Origin of the sequence: Streptomyces sp. NPDC048523 (genome assembly GCF_043199815.1) — a bacterium.
Taxonomy (GTDB): domain Bacteria; phylum Actinomycetota; class Actinomycetes; order Streptomycetales; family Streptomycetaceae; genus Streptomyces.
In genome coordinates, this window is sequence record NZ_JBICWQ010000001.1 from 681,731 (window position 1) to 698,963 (window position 17,233).

Sequence of the window (17,233 nt, forward strand, 5' to 3'; positions counted from 1 at the left end):
CGCCTATGCTGTGCTCCCCGGGCGGGCCGGGACCGCCGTACCACCGCCCCCACCACGTCGAGGAAACCGCCACCATGACCCCAAGCGCCGCCGAGGGAGCCGTGCCGAAGGGGCGCAGCCGACGCAACTTCGCCGGCTCGCGTCCGGTGATGGACGATGTGGCCCGGCTGGCCGGTGTCTCCAAGCAGACCGTCTCCCGGGTGCTCAACGAGCATCCGTCGGTCCGCCCCGAGACCCGCGAGGCGGTCCTGACGGCCATGCGAACGCTGGGCTACCGGCCCAGCCGCAGCGCTCGGTCGCTGGCCAGCGGGCGGACCCGGATGGTCGGGGTCATCACTTTCGACGCGGCCCGCTACGGACCGTCGGCGATCCTGACCGCGATCAACACCGCCGCCCAGGAGGCCGGTTATCTGCTCAGCTCCATCGCCCTGGACACGGCCGAGCACGACACGGTCGTCGAGGCCGTCGACCGGCTCTCCGCCGAGGGCGCGGACGGGGTGATCGCCATCGCCCCGCAGTTGTGGGTGGGCCACGCCCTGGCGGACGCTCATCTGGACACCCCGCTGGTGGTGCTGGAGAACGGCTTCGACCCCGAGACCGAGCGGGTCACCGGCGACTCACGGGAGGGCGCCCGCAAAGCCACCGAGCATCTGCTGCGACTCGGGCACTCCACCGTCTGGCACATCGCGGGCCCGAGCGGCTGGACCTCCGCCGACCAGCGGCTGGCGAGCTGGCGCACCACGCTGGAGGCGGCCGGCGCACCGGTCCCGGAACCGCTGTTCGGGGACTGGAGCGCCGACTCCGGCTACCACCTGGGGCGCCGGCTGGCCCGGCGCGGGGACGTCACCGCGGTGTTCGTGTCCAACGACCAGATGGCCCTCGGCGTCCTGCACGCCCTGCACGAGGCGGGCCGCTCGGTGCCGGGCGAGGTGAGCGTGGTGGGCTACGACGACATCCCCGAGGCCGCGCATCTGCTGCCGCCGCTGACGACCGTGCGCACGGACTTCGCGGAGATCGGCACCCGGTCCCTGCGGCTCCTGCTGAGCCGGATCGACGACTCGGCCTCGCCGCCCGGGCCCGAGTCGCTCGTCCCCGTCGACCTCGTGGTCCGCGCGAGCAGCGGGGCGGCGCCTGGGCGGTGAGAGCGCAGCGGCCCCGCTCCTGACGCGTCACGAACCCGTGGACGCCCGGACGATCATGTCGATGGCCAGGGTGCGGGCCGTGCCGCGCCGGGCCTGGCCGGCGAGTATCTCGCAGAGCAACCGGACGCACTCCGCGCCCATGCGACGGGGCTTCAGATCGATGGCCGTGATCGGGGGTTCCGCGGTCCGCATCGCCGGGCTGTCGACGCAGGACGCCAGCAGCAGGTCCTCACCCACGACCCGGCCCGCCGAGCGGATCTCGGGCAGGACGGCCGCTGCGGCCCCGTCGGCCGCGCACACGATCGCATCGGCCTCCGGGTTCTCGGCGAGCAACTGCCCTACGACGCCCCGGAGCACCTCGGGCGAGGAGCCGAACGGCGCCTTGCGCAGCAGCGGTCGGACGTCGCGCCCGGCGCACCAGTGGGCGTAGGTGCGCTGGAGGGTGAGGGCCCAGTCGGCGGTGGTGTCGGAGGCGATGAACGCTGGCCGGCGGGCACCCCTCGCGCGCAGGTGCTCGAGGAGTTCCGTCAGGGCCGTCTCGTGGTCGGACCAGACCACACCGGCGGGTTGTCCTTCGCCGCCGTAGCGCTCGGCCGTGACGACCGGGCGCCCCGCGCTCATCAGCTGGTCCACGACCGGGTTGTCCGGCATCGGGTCGCACAGGATCAGCCCGTCGGCCTGCGGGAGGCGGCCGGAGGACACCAGGGTCACGTTCAGCCCGGCGCGCGCGGCCTGTTCCGCGACGCCGAACACGAACGACATGTAGTACTCGGCGCTGGTGAGGAACTCCGGGATGTGCAGCGCGATGGTGTCCGTGACGGAGGTGCGCAGGGTGCGGGCACTCCTGTTGGGCGTGTACCCGAGGCGCACGGCGGCGTCCAGAACGGCCCGGCGGGTCGCGTCGGACACCCGGCCGTGGCCCCGCAGCGCGTCCGACGCGGTGGTCTTGGAGACCCCCGCGCCGCGGGCGACGTCGGCGAGGGTGGCGGGCGCGACAGGTCCGGTCGGCCGGCGGGGGCTGCTGGTCGGCACCTGCTTCACCAGCCGTGGGTCAGCACGTCGTCCAGGGCGGCGGCGAACACGTCGGCGCTCTGCCGGGTCAGACACAGCGGTGGCTTGATCTTCAGCACGCACTGCCGGTCCGAGGTCGGCTGGACGATCACGCCGAGCTCGCGCAGCCGGTCGCAGATCGCGGCGGTCTCCTCGGTCGCCGGCTCCAGGGTCTCGCGGTCCCGGACGAACTCGACGCCCAGATACAGCCCCGAGCCGTGCACCGCGCCGATCAGCGGGTGCCGGGCGGCGAGTTCCTCCAGCCGCCGCTTCAGGTACCCGCCCGTCTCCAGGGCGTTGTCCTGGAGCCGTTCGTCGCGCAGCGCGTCCAGCACGGTCAGCCCGACCACGCTGCTGACCGGGCTGCCCCCGGCCGAGGAGAAGAAGTAGCCCTGGGTGCGGTAGGCGTCGGCGATCTCCCGCCGGGTGATCACCGCGCCCAGCGGGTGCCCGTTGCCCATCGCCTTGGCGACGGTGACGATGTCCGGCACCACGCCCTGCTGCTCGAACCCCCAGAAGTGGGTGCCGAGTCGGCCGTAGCCGACCTGTACCTCGTCCGCGATGCACAGACCGCCGGCTGCGCGGGTGGCGTCGTAGACCTGCCGGAGGTAGCCGTCGGGCAGCGGGAGGCCGCCCGCGTTGCCGTAGAAGGGCTCGCAGATGAAGGCGGCGGGCCGGTGGCCCTGGGCGGCGAGTTCGGTGATCCGCGCGGCGGCCTCGGGGCCGTACCGCCGTGCCTCGGCACCGCGGTGGCGGCCGCGGTAGGAGTTGGGGGCGGCCACGGTGTGGACCCAACTCGGGCGTGAGGACAGGGCGTTCGGGTTGTCCGCGATCGAGGTGGAGACCGCGTCACTGGCGTACGTCCATCCGTGGTACGCCTCCTCGACCGCGACCGTGTCCTGCCGTCCGGTCGCCGCCCAGGCCAGGCGCAGGGCGAGATCCACGGCCTCGGAGCCGCTGTTGACCAGGAAGACGGTGTCCAGTTCCGCGGGCAGCAGCGCGGTGAGCCGCTCGGAGAGCTCGACCACCGAGCCGTAGTGGAAGCGGGAGTTGGTGTTCAGACGGCGCCACTGCCGGTGCACGGCGTCGCTCAGCCCGGGGTGGCCGTGGCCGAGGATGGTCACGTTGTTGAGCATGTCGAGATAACCGCGGCCCTGGGTGTCGACGAGGTGGTGGCGCCAGCCGCGTTCGATGCGGGGCGGCTCGTCGTAGTAGTGCTCCTGGACGCCGGCGAAGGCTCGGTCGCGGCGGTCGAGGAGATCCTGGTCGACGGGCGGCTCCCCCGCGTCCCGCCCGGTGATCAGTGCCGTCGGATCCGGGCTCACCGCGAGCCAGCCGGCGGCCAGGGCCGGGGGCGCGAACCGAGGTGGCCGCCGGTCGGCCAGGGTCGACAGCTGGATTCCGAGGGTGTGTCTGCCGTCCCGCTCGGCGACGGTGCCGAGGCGCTGTCCGGCGGCGATCTGACCGGATGCGGCCGGGCCGGCGATGCCGGACAGCCACAGGACCGGTCCCTCGCCGCGCAGGTCGAGCGTGCCGTCGGCGTGCCGGGTGAGCGTGCCCGCCCAGGGCGCGTGCACCTCCAGGGCGTCCGCGAGATGGACGTCCACCGCGAGGGCGCAGGTCGCCGGGGCGTCCGTGGTGTCGATCGTGGTCCGGGTCATGCGGAACTCGCCGTGCCGCGTGCGGGCCGCCGGCCGGCCCAAGGCCAGGGCGGCTTCGGCGTCCGCGTCCAGCCACCGGCCCGTGTGCAGGTCGTCGCTCTGCGGGGAGAGGTCGAGGACCGGTATGTCCTCGGACAGGTCCGCCAGCATGCGGTGGGCGGGTGCGACGGCGACCTGGGGCAGGGGGCGGCCGAGTGCCTCCCGCAGCTGGGCCGTCATCACCTCCGCGGGGACGGAGACGGCCGACTCGAACATGGCCCACTCCCGGTCCAGGGCGGCGGAGGCGTAGCCGTTGCCGGGGTCCTGGAGGACGTCGTACTGCCCGCTGACCACCATGACGGCCGCCCGCAGCACGACGAGCGGCCACAGTACGGCCGACTCGGCGTCGGAGAGCGGGCGTACGGCGTCGAAGGCGCGGGCGGCGGGCAGGACCGAGGCGGGTCCGGCGCCGTGGTGGTGCAGGACGGAGGTGCAGGTGACCGCCAGTTCCGCCACGGTCCAGCCGGTGCCGAGGTCCCCGAAGTCGATCACTCCGACGGGCATCCGCCGGCCGTTCCTCGTCGTCTCGCAGACGACGTTGTTGTCGGTGAGGTCGCCGTGCACGAACTGGACCGGCAGGTCCTTCGCGTGCGGCTCCACGAGGGCGTACGCGGTGCGGGCGGCGTTCAGCACCTGGTCGGCGCGGGTCCGGTCGGGCCAGTGCGGGGCGAGGGCCTCGACCACGTCGAGGGCGTTGCGCAGGTCCCACGGCCGGAAGCGGCCGGGGTCGGGAGCGGTGAAACCGGCGAGGGCCGCGGCGATCTGCCCGGCGAGTTCACCGAGGCGGGCGACGACGGCGGGGGCGAGATGGCGGCTGTCCATGATCGGCTCGCCCGGCACGAACTCCAGCAGCCGACAGGACAGTTCGGCTCCGTCCACGCGGAAGGGCTGCACCACGTCACCGTCGGCTCCGGGGACCGCCCGGGGCAGCCGGAGGCCGGGCAGCGCACGCGCCAGGTGCTCCACCGCGTCGCACTGGGCCCGCAGCTCGGCCGTCCGGGTGGCGGGGTTGGCGACCTTGAGGACGTACTCCCCCGTCTCACCGCGCACCCGGTAGTTGCGGTCCTGCTGGCTGCCCAGGTCCCGCACGGTGCCCCGCACCCCGAACCGGGTCGCCAGCACGGCCGACGCGGCGGCTTCGTCGATCGGTGCGACGGGTCGCACCAGCCAGTCGGTGGACGGCAGGCCCATGGGTCCGCTCCGCTTCCGCGGCGAGGAGCCGCTGCTCTGCCGGAACGTTCCGGCACATCGTGCGACGACGGTAGGACGAACCGTCTCCCCCGGTCAATGGTGGCTCTGTCCCACGCGTCACAACTCACGAGGATTACCTCGTGGGATACGGGTTACCCCCACGATGGGTCCCTGGGGAGCCGCGGCGGCGGCCCACGGTGGCTTGTCCCTTGTGTGCCCGCGGTGTGGGGCTGCCGGCACACAGCGGCGTCGGCCCGCTCAGCAGGTTCGAGCGGGCCGACGCGCACCCTCGTTTTTCATCGACGTCGGAGCATGGCCCCCGGAGAGCTTCTGGCGGAAGAGCGTCAGAGCCAGTGGCGCAGGAACAGGGCCGGGGCACGGCGTACGAGCCAGGCGCCGGCCAGGCCGATGGCGGCACCGGCGACGACATCGCTGGGATAGTGGGCCCCCGACTGCACCCGTTCGACGGCGACCATGGTGGCCGGCACCGCGCACAGTGCGCCCGCGGCCGGCCAGGTGGGGGCGACCGCGGCGGTGAAGGCGACCGCGGCCGCCGTGTGTCCGGAGGGGAACGAGGACGAGTCGGGGCGGTCGGCGACCTCGTCGTGCGGGATCCACTCCGCGGGCGGCCTGGGACGACCGGCCAATTGCTTGCACAGGCCGTTCGACACCAGCTGGGCCACCACCAGGGCGCCCAGTCCGGCGGCCGCCGCCCTCCGGCCCCGCCAACCGCCCTGCCACGCCATCACGGCGGCGGCACCGCACCACAGCTTGGTGCTCTCGGCGGACTCCTCCACCGCCGACAACGCCTTGGCAACGCCCGGCGGGATCCGGGAAGCCGCCCGCCGTGTCAGAGCCTCGTCGACCTCATACAAGTCCGTCAGCAACCTCATGACCTGCGGTTGTCCCAAGCTCCCCGAGATAATCAGCCCGGATCCGGATCACCCCGTCACTCGCCGTGCGCCGGTCCTGGGTCGTCGAGCCTGCGGAGGTCCTGCTCGTCCCACGTCCTGGTGTCGCGCGGCTCCGTGTAGGGCTCCTTGTCGGGCGGCAGCCCTCCGGCGATCGCCCGCTGCCGGACGGTCTCGGCGTCGAACTCCAGGCCCAGGAGGATCGCCAGGTTGCTGATCCACAGCCACACCAGGAAGACGATGACGCCGGCCATGGTGCCGTAGGTCTTGTTGTACGAGGCGAAGTTGGCGACGTAGAACGCGAAGCCGGCGGATGCGACCAGCCAGATGACCAGGGCGAGGAAGCTGCCCGGCGTGATCCACCTGAACCCCTTCACCTTGGCGTTCGGCGTGCCCCAGTACAGGAGCGCGATCATGACCGTGACCAGGACCACCAGGACGGGCCACTTGGCGATCGACCACACCGTCAGGGCGGTGTCGCCGATCCCGATCGCCGTGCCCGCCTTGCTGGCGAGGGTGCCGGTGAAGACGACGATCAGCGCGCTGATGACGGCGAGCACCATCAGGACGACCGTCAGGCCGACCCGCACCGGAAGGATCTTCCAGATCGGGCGGCCCTCCGGCATGTCGTAGACCCGGTTGGCCGCACGGATGAACGCGGCCACGTACCCGGAGGCCGACCACACCGCCAGGACGATGCCGACGATCGCCATGAGCGATCCGACGCCGGCGTTGTTCTGAAGCTGCTCGACGGCCCCGGTGATGATGTCGCGGGCGGAGCCCGGGGTGAACTGCTTGAGATTCTTCAGCACCGTATCCGTGGCGGACTTGCCGGTCAGGCCGAGCATCGACACCAGGACCAGGATGGCCGGGAAGAGCGACAGCAGACCGTAGTAGGTCAGCGCCGCGGCCCGGTCGGTCAGTTCATCGTCCTTGAACTCCCGCAGGCTGCCCCGCAGCACCGCCCCCCAGGCCGTCTTCGGCAACTGCGACGGCGTGTCCGGAGCACGCTCCTCCACGGCGGACCCGGGGCCCACCTCCTCGGACGACGGGACCTCGCGCTCCGGAGCCTCGTCGCCGCCGTGGTGGTCTTTGCGTCCAGGAAGATGCAGCTTCATTCCCGCCGAGTACCCCCGAACCTCCGCCCAATCAGGACACCGGTGAATTCCGCTTGTGTCCTCGACAGCCCGGTCCGCTGTGTCCTCGACGGCTCGGTCCGCCCGGCCGCCCCGGCAGTGACGTCACGCCGCGTCGAGGTCTTGCGCGGGATGCCCGGCAGAACTGCGCCCGGTGCGGGACGGGGCCGCGCCACGGACCAGCCGCAGGTGACGTCCCCTGGCGTGCCGGGGTGTGGGCGGCCCGGCCGACAATCGGTCCTCGATGCGGTCCATGGCGTACAGCAGCGCCCCCAGAGCGGGCAGCAACAACAAGGCGACGGCGATCACAACGCGGGTTCCCTCCCGGCGACGACGTCCAGCCGGGTTCCCCGCAGCGGCCGCCCAAGCCTGCCGAACCGGAAGCCGCGCGCTTCTCACCTCAACCCCCTTCCCTCAAAGCTTACTTCATCTCTTGACGTAAGTGGTCCATACCTTTAGGTTCACGGGTCAGCCAGACACCTCGCGACACCCCACCCCCCACCATGAAGGGCTCTGCGCATGCACACCCTCACGCGCCTCCGTAGATCCGGCGCCGCCACCCTCGTCACGATGGCCGCCGCGTCCGCCCTGACCGCCGTATCCGCACCCGCGGAGGCCGCCACCGCACTCCCCACCGCCCTCCCCACCGGCTTTTCTACTGTCATGAACGCGGCAAGTGGGCGGTGTCTGGACGCCAGATCGGCCGGCACCGCCAACGGCACCGTCGTCCAGCAGTACGCCTGCAACAGCAGTACGGCTCAGCAGTGGAGTTTCACCGCCACCAGCGACGGTTACGTCCGCATCGGCAACCGCAACAACACCGGCCAGGTCGTGGACGTGGCCGACGTCTCCACGGCCGACAGTGCGCCCGTGCACCTCTGGGCGTACGGCGGCGGCGCCAACCAGCAGTGGCTGCCCGTCGACGAGGGCGGCGGCGCCTATCACTTCGTCAACCGCAACAGCGGCAAGTGCCTGGACGATCCCGGCGCTTCGACCGCCGACAGCGTGCAGTTCGTGCAGTACACCTGCAACGGCAGCGCGGCCCAGCGTTTCCAGGTGGTTCCCGTGACCCCGTCCGCCACCAACCCCGACCTCGGCCCCAACGTGGTCGTCTTCGACCCGTCGATGTCGTCCTCGACGATCCAGTCGCGGCTGAACTCGATCTTCCAGCAGCAGGAGACCAATCAGTTCGGCGCCCAGCGCTACGCCGTCCTGTTCAAGCCCGGCTCCTACAGCGCGGACGCGAACGTCGGCTTCTACACCCAGGTCGCGGGGCTGGGGCTGACCCCGGACGCGGTCACGATCAACGGGGCGGTGCACGCCGAGGCCGACTGGTTCCAGGGCAACGCGACGCAGAACTTCTGGCGCGGGGCGGAGAACCTGTCCGTCAACCCCACCGGCGGCAGCGACCGTTGGGCGGTCTCCCAGGCGGCTGCCTACCGTCGGATGCATCTGCGCGGCAACCTCGCCCTGGACGACAACGGCTGGTCCAGCGGCGGTCTGCTCGCCGACACGAAGATCGACGGTCAGGTCAATTCCGGCAGTCAGCAGCAGTGGCTGACCCGCAACTCCCAGCTCGGCAGCTGGACCGGCGCCAACTGGAACATGGTCTTCGTCGGCAGCCAGGGCGTCCCCGGCACCACCTTCCCCAACCCGCCCCACACCACGGTCGCGCAGTCCCCGGTCAGCTGGGAGAAGCCTTTCCTGTACGTCGACGGCGACGGCGCCTACAAGGTGTTCGTGCCGTCGGTGCGGTCCGACTCCTCGGGCACCAGCTGGGCGAAGGGCTCCCCGCCCGGCAGCTCCCTGTCCCTGGACACCTTCTACGTCGTCAAGCCTGGCGCGAGTGCCGCGGACATCAACGCGGCTCTGGCGGCGGGCAAGAACCTCCTGGTCACGCCGGGTGTCTACCACCTCAACCAGACACTCCAGGTGAACCGTGCCGACACCGTGGTCCTCGGCCTGGGGCTCGCCACGTTCGTGCCGGACAACGGCGTCACCGCGATGAAGGTGGCCGACGTCGACGGTGTGAAGGTCGCGGGTGTCCTCTTCGACGCGGGCACCACCAACTCGCCCACCCTGATGGAGGTCGGGCCCGCCGGCTCCTCCGCCTCCCACGCCGCGAACCCGACCTCCCTGCACGACGTGTACTTCCGCGTCGGCGGCGCGGGCGTCGGCAAGGCGACCACCAGCCTCGTCATCAACAGCGACAACGTCATCGCCGACCACACCTGGATCTGGCGCGCCGACCACGGCAGCGGCGTCGGCTGGACCAGCAACACCGCGGACACCGGCCTCATCGTCAACGGCGACAACGTCACCGCGTACGGCCTGTTCGTCGAGCAATACCAGAAGTACCAGACCATCTGGAACGGCAACGGCGGCCGCACGTACTTCTACCAGAACGAGATGCCCTACGACCCGCCCAACCAGGCCGCCTGGATGAACGGCTCCACGCAGGGCTACGCCGCCTACAAGGTCGCCGACTCCGTCACCATCCACCAGGCCTACGGCCTCGGCAGCTACTGCTACTTCAACGTCAACCCGGGCGTGGCCGCCGAACGGGCCATCGAGGCGCCCAACACCTCCGGTGTGCGCTTCCAGAGCATGGTGACCGTCTCCCTCGGCGGCACCGGCACCATCCGGCACGTCGTCAACGGCACCGGCGGCCCGTCCAACTCCTCGACCAACGTGGCGAATCTGACCAGCTACCCGTAGAAGAGCTCCGTCCTTCGGCCGCCCCCTCCTCGACGGGGGCGGCCTCCTCCACCCCCCTCAAGGAGCGTGCTCACCCATGTCCGTATCCCTCCGCAGCGGCCGCTTCGCGGTCTTCCCCGTCCTGGCCGCCGTCCTCACCGCGCTGTTCACGGTGACACCCGCACACGCCGCCTCCGGCACGATCACCGGCCTCGCCGGCAAGTGCGTCGACGTGGCGGGCGCGAGCACCGCCAACGGCACGGCCGTTCAGCTCTACGACTGCAACGGCACCGGCGCCCAGATCTGGTCCAACCCCGGTGACGGGACCCTGCGGGCGCTCGGCAAGTGTCTGGACGTCGCCGACCGCAGCACCGCCGACGGGGCGGCCGTACGGCTGTGGGACTGCTCCGGCGGCACCAACCAGCAGTGGGTGGTCTCCGCCGCGCGCGACATAGTCAACCCGGCCGCGAACAAGTGCCTGGACGTCACCGGCAACAACAGCGCCAACGGCACCCGGCTCCAGATCTGGACCTGTGCCGGTACGGCCAATCAGAAGTGGAACGCGCCCGCGAGCGGCGGCGGCAGCACACCGTCCGGATTCGTCGTCAGCGAGGCCCAGTTCAACCAGATGTTCCCGAACCGGAACTCCTTCTACACCCACAGCGGCCTGGTCGCGGCACTGAGCGCCTACCCCGGCTTCGCCACCACCGGCAGCGACACGGTGCGGAAGCAGGAGGCCGCGGCCTTCCTCGCCAATGTGAACCATGAAACGGGCGGCCTCGTCCACATCGTCGAGCAGAACACCGCCAACTACCCCACGTACTGCGACTGGAACCAGCCGTACGGCTGCCCGGCGGGGCAGGCCGCGTACTACGGACGCGGCCCGATCCAGCTGTCCTGGAACTTCAACTACAAGGCGGCGGGCGACGCGTTGGGGATCGACCTGCTCAACAACCCCTGGCTGGTGCAGAACGACTCCGCCGTGGCCTGGAAGACCGGTCTCTGGTACTGGAACACCCAGTCCGGCCCCGGCACCATGACCCCGCACAACGCCATGGCCAACCAGGCCGGCTTCGGCCAGACCATCCGTTCCATCAACGGCTCCCTGGAGTGCGACGGCCGCAACCCCGCCCAGGTGCAGAGCCGCGTCGACGCCTACAACCGCTTCACGTCCATCCTCGGGGTCGCCCCCGGCGGCAACCTCTACTGCTGAACGGGGGTACGACATGCGTACGTTGACATCCCTGACCACGGCTCTGGGCGCCGCTCCGGCGCCGGTCGTGGCGATCCCCGCGACCGCCCACGCCCGAACGTCCGGACCCTGCTCCCCCAGAGCGCCGACGGCCTGGAGCAGAGCTTCTCGGCAGCAGGGTCCAGCTCCTTCCCGTCGGCCCCGGCCTTCCCCGCCTGTTCGGCGATGTCGTCCAGCGGCTGCACAGCGGTCCCGGAGCCGCAGAACTTTTCGTACAGCTCCATACGCATGCCGCCGCTTTCACCCTGACTGCCCTGAGCGCCGTCGCCGTCCTGACCACCCGGCATACCTGAAGGCATTTCTCACGGCACTCCGGAGGGTGGGGGCTCCGCCCATGCCCATGTCGTCGTCCGGGCCCGAGGTCTCGTCGCCGCTGAAGGTCCTGGCGGCCGCACTCGCCACGGGAGCCGTCGCCACCGTGAACTCCACCGTCTGGAGCCTGGCCGCATCCCTGAGCACGCCCTGCCTCGTGATCGCCATGGTCGGGTCTGTCGCGCTCATGATCGGCTGGCTGATCGTGGACGCGAACCTGTGGCATCGAACAACAGAGGTCTCACCGGAAGCGAGGAAGAGGACGGTTCTCTACAACGCCTCGACGGTCGTGACCGTGGGCATCGGGGTGCTCGTCTGCTACGCGGGCTTGATGGCCATCAACCTCGTGTGGGCTCTGTTCATTTTCAACGACCGAGTGTTCGCTTCCATGACACGGACCCCGCTGCACGCCGCGGAGTACTGGACCTTGGCCTGGTTCGTCGCTTCGGTCGCCACCGTGGGCGGCGCGCTGGGATCGGGCTTGGAGAGCGACGAGGCGATCCGGGCAAGCCGCCTACTCCAAGCGCGAACAGGAACGTCGTCGCACGCTCCAGGACGACCGCGACGACCAGCCCTCGAAGTGAACCGGCGAAATCGGCTCCCGGACGCGCCTGCCGCATCGCCGCCGGCGGACATACCGGAGTTCGGGTTGCGCACGGCGGTCCTCCGGACCGGCCCACGCCCGCTCCCTCTGTCGGTGGGCGACGCGCACCGTGCTGAGCATGGGCAGCGACTGCAGCGTGATGTGCTCCGGCGGCCATCCCGGATCGGCCACGCCGACGACGTCGAGGTGCAGCCGCTGGGCCGACCAGGCGGCGCCGAGGTGTGGTCGTCGATCGTACCTGCGCGACGGTGCCGGCTCGCGGGTGTGGGTCCGCCCGGAGGCGTCCGCCATGCGCGGCGCCGTCAGGAATCCCCGCCCCTCACACGGGCTTCTGGCTTGGCTGCAATGCGAGGGCGGAAGGCAGCACATCTGTCCCACGCAACTTCACCAGCACCTCGCTGCAGGTCAGCGCACCCTCCCCCGTGGCTTCAACGCCACCGGAGGCAGTTCAGGAGCCGGCAGCGGCGCCCCGTCGTACCCCTTCACCTCACCGAACCGCGTCCCTGTCATCCAGTCCTGACGCGCCTGCTCGATCTCCCCCTGTGACCGCCCGATCCAGTTCCAGAACCATTGCATCATCGGGCGTTTCCGCAGGTGAGGGCCGCGCGAGTCCCTCAAAGTCAGCAAAAGTCAGCATCCGAGCCGTCAGTCGTGGGGCGATTTGCCCCTACTTTTTCTTATAGGCGCTGGAGCTTCCCCGCTGCGATCGATTCGCTGCCGCATGCCTTCCGTCCGGCACTGGCACTCGTCACAACACTCCACAGCCGATCCGCGCATCGTGCAGCTACAGCACGCCGCATGGACAGCCGCTGAAGGCGAGCGGCCCTCTTCCCATCGGCCCCGCGCAACAACAGACACCGTTGGCAAACCGGGCTGTCATTGCCCAGATATACCACGCGGCGGACAGAGCAACTGAAGCGCCTTCTAAACGCGTTACCTGATCACGCAGTTGCTGACGAGCAATGAAGTGGCCCATGTTCCGGTTCGTGGTCCGCCACCGTCACCGTGTGTCGTACCTGACCAAAACCTTTGCTTGCTCGTTCTGTCCACGGCTCGCCGAGATAACCGGGTATCCGGTCTGCCTGGATCACGGCGTGACCAGGATCGAACACGCAGCTTCGAGCCTGCCAGCTTGGTGGGGAGCGTCCGCCACCAACCCACGTCCCGGACCCCAACACGCAGGTCGGCCAAAGAATCTGCTCGCCTCCGAGGTAGGGCCTTGACCCAAGGCCCCGGATTGGCTTCGGACGGTTGCCGGGTGTGCTGGTCCCCGGAGCAGCCGTGGTCATGTGCCGGCGTGCAGATAGGCCGCCCAGACCTCCATCGGAGAAGTGCGCCGCAGGTGCATGACGGCCTTGTGTAGGGCGTCGGCCGCTGTCTCGGGGGCCAGGCGGCCGTCCACCGTCAGGTTGGTGTAGAACAGGCCAGCCATCTCCGCGGCCGAGTGGTCCAGCACCGACCACATCGTGCCGACGGTGTGCCGGTAGCCGGCGATCTGGCAGCTAAGAGCGAGATGGAGCGGCTCGTCCGGCACGCCGGTGCCCGTTGTGGCGCTCTCACACGACGACAGGTAGGCCAGTTCCGCGCCGTGCAGTCGCAGGCTCGCCAGGTCGAGGGCGGTCAGTTCGCCGTCGGCCAGCCGGATCGCCGCCAGCCCGGAGTTCAGCAGATCCTGTCTGCTGTGCCCGATGAAGTGCCAGCAGCGATGCCGCGTCAGCCCTACGGTGACCGCCTCCCGGGTCGCCCCGCCGGCCTGCAGGACCTCCGGCGTCCTCGGACAGGCGTCGGAGACCGCTGCAACCTCATCCTCGGCGAAGGCCAGCGGGCGCAACCCCGGCACGCGCGCCACTGAGGCGACCAGGACGTCGCCGTCGCTGCCCCGGTCCCGGAGACTGACCGTCGTCGGGCGCGGTCGTCGGGCGGTCGCCAGGGCGCGCAGGGTGGGGGTGTACGACGAGATCGCCCGGTCGGGCACCCCGTCGTCCCGGCCGAGACGGGCGTCGTAGCGCTGGGCGGCGTGCAGCGGCAGCAGGGTCAGTGGTCCCGTGGGGCACCACCACAGCCTGGGTCGGCCGTGTTCGCGCGGTGTCAGTTCGAGCGCGTCCAGCACCGGGCCGGCCACGCTGTGCCAGAGCCAAGCGCAGACCTCGGCAAGCCGCTCGGACATCCGGTGGCGGTTGGCCCGGTCGCGACCGCCCGTGGCGCGTATCGCGCGGAGCGTGTGCAGATGCAGGGCAACGGCTCGGTCCAGCCGGTCGGGGGTGAGCCCGGGCAGGGGGACGACCCGCACTCCGTCGCCGGTCAGCACAAGGGCGTCGGACCGGTAGCGGCTGACGTTGACCACGACGACCGGGCCCTGGTCGGCGAGGGAACCGTCGAGGAGTTCACCGACGGCAGGGGCTCGCGCGAAGTGTGCCATGCCGTCCAGCGCGCGGATCTGCCCCACCACGTCGTCCAGTTCGGCCGCCAGCGCCTTGCGGCTGTCGGCGGACTCCCGTCCGGCGGGCGGCCCCGGATGGCGGACCGCGCTGCCGGAACGGCGGGACCACTGGCGCGAGCGCCGTGCGTCGAGCCGGTCCCGCAGCCGCTCGAACCGCTCAGCCGGGTCGGGGGCGATCCGACGCAGCGCGGCCACCTCGCTCTCCGGGTAGAACATCGCGTCGAGCAGCACTCCACGCCCCTGTTCGGCCAGTTCCACGGCGCGCCGCGGATCCGCGCCCGGGCAGGCGAGCAGACAGGCGGCGGCATCGCGGCCCAGACCGGCGAAGACGGTGAGGACGTACTCCTGGTCACCGCGGTCCAGCCGGGCGAACGGCAGCAGTGGCAGCAGGTCGAGCGCCCGCTCGAAGCCCTCGACCGCGATCCGCCACTGGTGAGCCGCGGCGGCGGCCCGTCCGTGTTCCAGGGCGGCCTCGGCGCGCAGCATGGGCGACGCCGCTGTGATCGTCTCCGCCTCCGTGAACGCGGTGACGGCCAAGGGCAGTTCGGCGCCGTCGTGGGTGCTCTCGTACCGTGCGACCCGGGCCAGGCCGAGGTTGTAGAGCGACAGGGCGCGTTCCGGGGTGCCGGGTGACAGGGCGGCAGCTTCTCCGGTCAGCAGGGCGAGCGCTTCCGTGAGGTCACCGTCGTCTTCGCTCAGCCCTTCCTGGTGGCTCAGCAGGAGGTCGGCGGCGAGATTCCCCCAGCAGGCGGCGCTCGTCGGGGCGCCGGAAGGCAGACTCCGAACGGCACGGCGTCCGGCCTCCAGGGCCTGATGGAGATAGATGCCGGAGTGCGGCTCGGCGGCGCGGCGGGCGGCGAAGTGCCGCTCGCGCAGGACCCGGGCCAGGACCTGGAGGTAGAGATGCCGGTCGGGGTCGTGCTCGGCGGCGGTGGCCACGGCCTCGCGTGCGGCCTCGACCGCCTCGGCCAGCGCGTCGGCGTCGGACGTGTGCTCGTGCAGCAGACCGAGCGCGGTGGCGGCGTTCGACAGATAGCCGGGGCGCCGGACGTCGTCGGAGGCGGTGACGCGCAGCGCCTCGCGGTGCTGCTGTACCGCTTCCGTCAGTACCGAGAGGTCCTTGACCGACTCGTACTCCGCGGTGAGGCACACACCCAGGCAGGAGAGGGAACCGCCGTGGCCGGGGCGCCCCGGCCACGATCCGGCCACGGCGGCCCTGGCGTGGACGATGGCCTCGTCGAGGAGCTCGGGTGCCCCGGTTCCGGTCCGGTCGAACTGGTCGGCAAGGGCGTTGGCGAGATTGGTGAGGCAGGCGGGAAGGTCCCCCGTACCGTCTCCGGCCAGCCGCACCGCCGTGCGTCCGGCCGTCACCGCGTCGTCCAGGTCGGTCGGGGGACCACCCTGCGTAAAGGACGACCGTAGGGCGCTGCTCAGACCGGAGTGGATCCGGACCCGCAGGAGCGTGCCGGTGGCCGCATGCGCGGCCGTCCGCAGATGGCCGACGGCCTTCGGAACCAGGCCCGGTTCGCCGGTGAGTTCGGCCAGCGTCAGCAGGGCGTTCGCCAGAGCCAGCAGGACGCCGGCGAGTTCCTCGTCGTCCTCCTCGACCGCGGGATCGGCCAGGGCTTGGCGCAACAGCTCCGCGGCCTCACGCGCGTCGCCCGCCTCGCCGGTGCGGGTGGCCCGGGCGTCCAGGACGATCCCGAGGCGCAGTCTGCGCACGGAGAGTCCGGGCTCCCCGTCGGGCGGGCCGTCGACCGTGGCGCTGAGCAGCGTGATTGCCTCGTCGAGGAGCATGAGGTCCCCGGTGTGCTCGTACGAGATGTGCAGGGCCGCCCCCAAGTCCTGCTCCACCGCGCGTCGTTCGGCGCTCTCCAGGTCGGCGGCGGAGACCGCGGCCCGCAGCGCGTCCAGCCCTTCGGCGACCGCATCGGGGGCGTGCCCGACCTCGTCGCGCAGCAGCAGGGCTGTGCCGAGGGCGTGCAACACCCCACTGTCGGCGGGTAGTTCACGCGCGAGATCACGGTAGATGCCGATGCCCTCGTCGAGGGCGGCCGTCCACCCGGCGGCCAGGGCGACGGAGCACAACACCTGGGCCAGTGCCAACCGTGCCGTGGGCTGCTCGTCGCCGGTGACCTCCGCCACCGCGTCACGGGCCACACCGATGGACCGGTCGAACCTGTCGGTATCGGCTGCCCCCGAATCCACCCACGTCTCTAGCGCGTTGCCGAGCCGGACGACCAGGATCGGCAGCTCATCGAACCCATCCGGGACATCGGCGACGGCCCGCACAAGGCACTGCACGGCCTCCTCGGATCCGGTGCCCGTGCCGACGTCCGGGTCCGTCGCGTGCACCAGCAGGAGCGCGTCCGCGAGGGTGCACAGGGCGTCGCACCACCAAGCCTCCTCCGCCGACAGCCCGGCGAGGGCGTGGCGGGCGGCCATGACCGCTTCCACCGCATCCGACGGGCCGTCGGACAGCGACAGTTCGTGGCGCTGCTGGAGCAGCAGGCTGAGGTTGAGGTGGAAGTGCCGACGGGCCCGATCGGACGCGGTGACCCCGATCGCGCGCCGCAGCAGACGCTCGGCCCGGCGCAGCCGCCTGCCGGCGGCCCGCCCTTCGGCCCGCTCCATCCAGACGGCGGCGCGGTCGTTCCAGTGCGCGGCCAGACGGTTGCGCGACCGCCTCGCTGCCTGCCGGATCAGGGCGCCCGGGAATTGGGAGGGGACAGGTGTGTCACGGTCGCGGGCCATGGGGACATTGTCGAAGGGACACAACTAACGCGGAGGCGATTCCG

Annotated in this window: 9 protein-coding genes and 2 pseudogenes; 4 read left to right on the top strand and 7 right to left on the bottom strand. The window is 71.2% G+C overall.

All coding sequences use genetic code 11. The features are described from left to right. Positions 1 to 74: 74 nt before the first annotated feature. Positions 75 to 1,142, top strand: coding sequence for a LacI family DNA-binding transcriptional regulator (locus ACGFWE_RS03145; RefSeq protein ID WP_352384715.1), 1,068 nt, complete (start codon positions 75 to 77; stop codon positions 1,140 to 1,142). A 27-nt stretch (positions 1,143 to 1,169) separates the two neighbouring features. On the opposite strand, the gene ACGFWE_RS03150 is transcribed toward ACGFWE_RS03145, so the two are convergent. The 5 genes from ACGFWE_RS03150 to ACGFWE_RS03170 all read right to left on the bottom strand — a co-directional run bounded on the left by ACGFWE_RS03150 (position 1,170) and on the right by ACGFWE_RS03170 (position 7,439). Continuing rightward, the gene (locus ACGFWE_RS03150; protein ID WP_393597445.1) at positions 1,170 to 2,183 is read right to left on the bottom strand and encodes a LacI family DNA-binding transcriptional regulator; all 1,014 of its coding nucleotides are present in this window, start codon (positions 2,181 to 2,183) and stop codon (positions 1,170 to 1,172) included. After that, positions 2,180 to 5,083: an aminotransferase gene (locus ACGFWE_RS03155; RefSeq protein ID WP_393597447.1), complete on the bottom strand. Its 2,904-nt coding sequence runs from the start codon at positions 5,081 to 5,083 to the stop codon at positions 2,180 to 2,182. Before ACGFWE_RS03155 ends, ACGFWE_RS03150 begins: the two co-directional genes overlap by 4 nt. A gap of 344 nt (positions 5,084 to 5,427) precedes the next feature. Beyond that, on the bottom strand, positions 5,428 to 5,976 hold the full coding sequence (locus tag ACGFWE_RS03160) for a phosphatase PAP2 family protein (RefSeq protein ID WP_352384709.1): 549 nt from the start codon (positions 5,974 to 5,976) through the stop codon (positions 5,428 to 5,430). A 56-nt stretch (positions 5,977 to 6,032) separates the two neighbouring features. Further along, on the bottom strand, positions 6,033 to 7,112 hold the full coding sequence (locus tag ACGFWE_RS03165) for a YihY/virulence factor BrkB family protein (RefSeq protein ID WP_352384708.1): 1,080 nt from the start codon (positions 7,110 to 7,112) through the stop codon (positions 6,033 to 6,035). A gap of 123 nt (positions 7,113 to 7,235) precedes the next feature. Continuing rightward, positions 7,236 to 7,439: a hypothetical protein gene (locus tag ACGFWE_RS03170; protein ID WP_352384706.1), complete on the bottom strand. Its 204-nt coding sequence runs from the start codon at positions 7,437 to 7,439 to the stop codon at positions 7,236 to 7,238. A gap of 210 nt (positions 7,440 to 7,649) precedes the next feature. Here ACGFWE_RS03170 and ACGFWE_RS03175 point away from each other — a divergent pair, with 210 nt between their 5' ends. The 3 genes and pseudogenes from ACGFWE_RS03175 to ACGFWE_RS03185 all read left to right on the top strand — a co-directional run. After that, on the top strand, positions 7,650 to 9,848 hold the full coding sequence (locus ACGFWE_RS03175) for an RICIN domain-containing protein (protein ID WP_393597450.1): 2,199 nt from the start codon (positions 7,650 to 7,652) through the stop codon (positions 9,846 to 9,848). A 76-nt stretch (positions 9,849 to 9,924) separates the two neighbouring features. Further along, complete coding sequence (locus ACGFWE_RS03180) at positions 9,925 to 11,040, top strand: glycoside hydrolase family 19 protein (RefSeq protein WP_393597452.1); 1,116 nt, start codon at positions 9,925 to 9,927, stop codon at positions 11,038 to 11,040. 415 nt (positions 11,041 to 11,455) lie between these two features. After that, positions 11,456 to 11,975: pseudogene (locus ACGFWE_RS03185) on the top strand (hypothetical protein); the annotation flags it as partial. Positions 11,976 to 12,400: 425 nt separating this feature from the next. Here ACGFWE_RS03185 and ACGFWE_RS03190 read toward each other — a convergent pair. Then, positions 12,401 to 12,562: pseudogene (locus tag ACGFWE_RS03190) on the bottom strand (pirin family protein); the annotation flags it as partial. 718 nt (positions 12,563 to 13,280) lie between these two features. Beyond that, positions 13,281 to 17,189, bottom strand: a complete 3,909-nt coding sequence (locus ACGFWE_RS03195; protein ID WP_393597454.1) for a CHAT domain-containing protein — start codon at positions 17,187 to 17,189, stop codon at positions 13,281 to 13,283. Between the last annotated feature and the right edge of the window lie 44 nt (positions 17,190 to 17,233).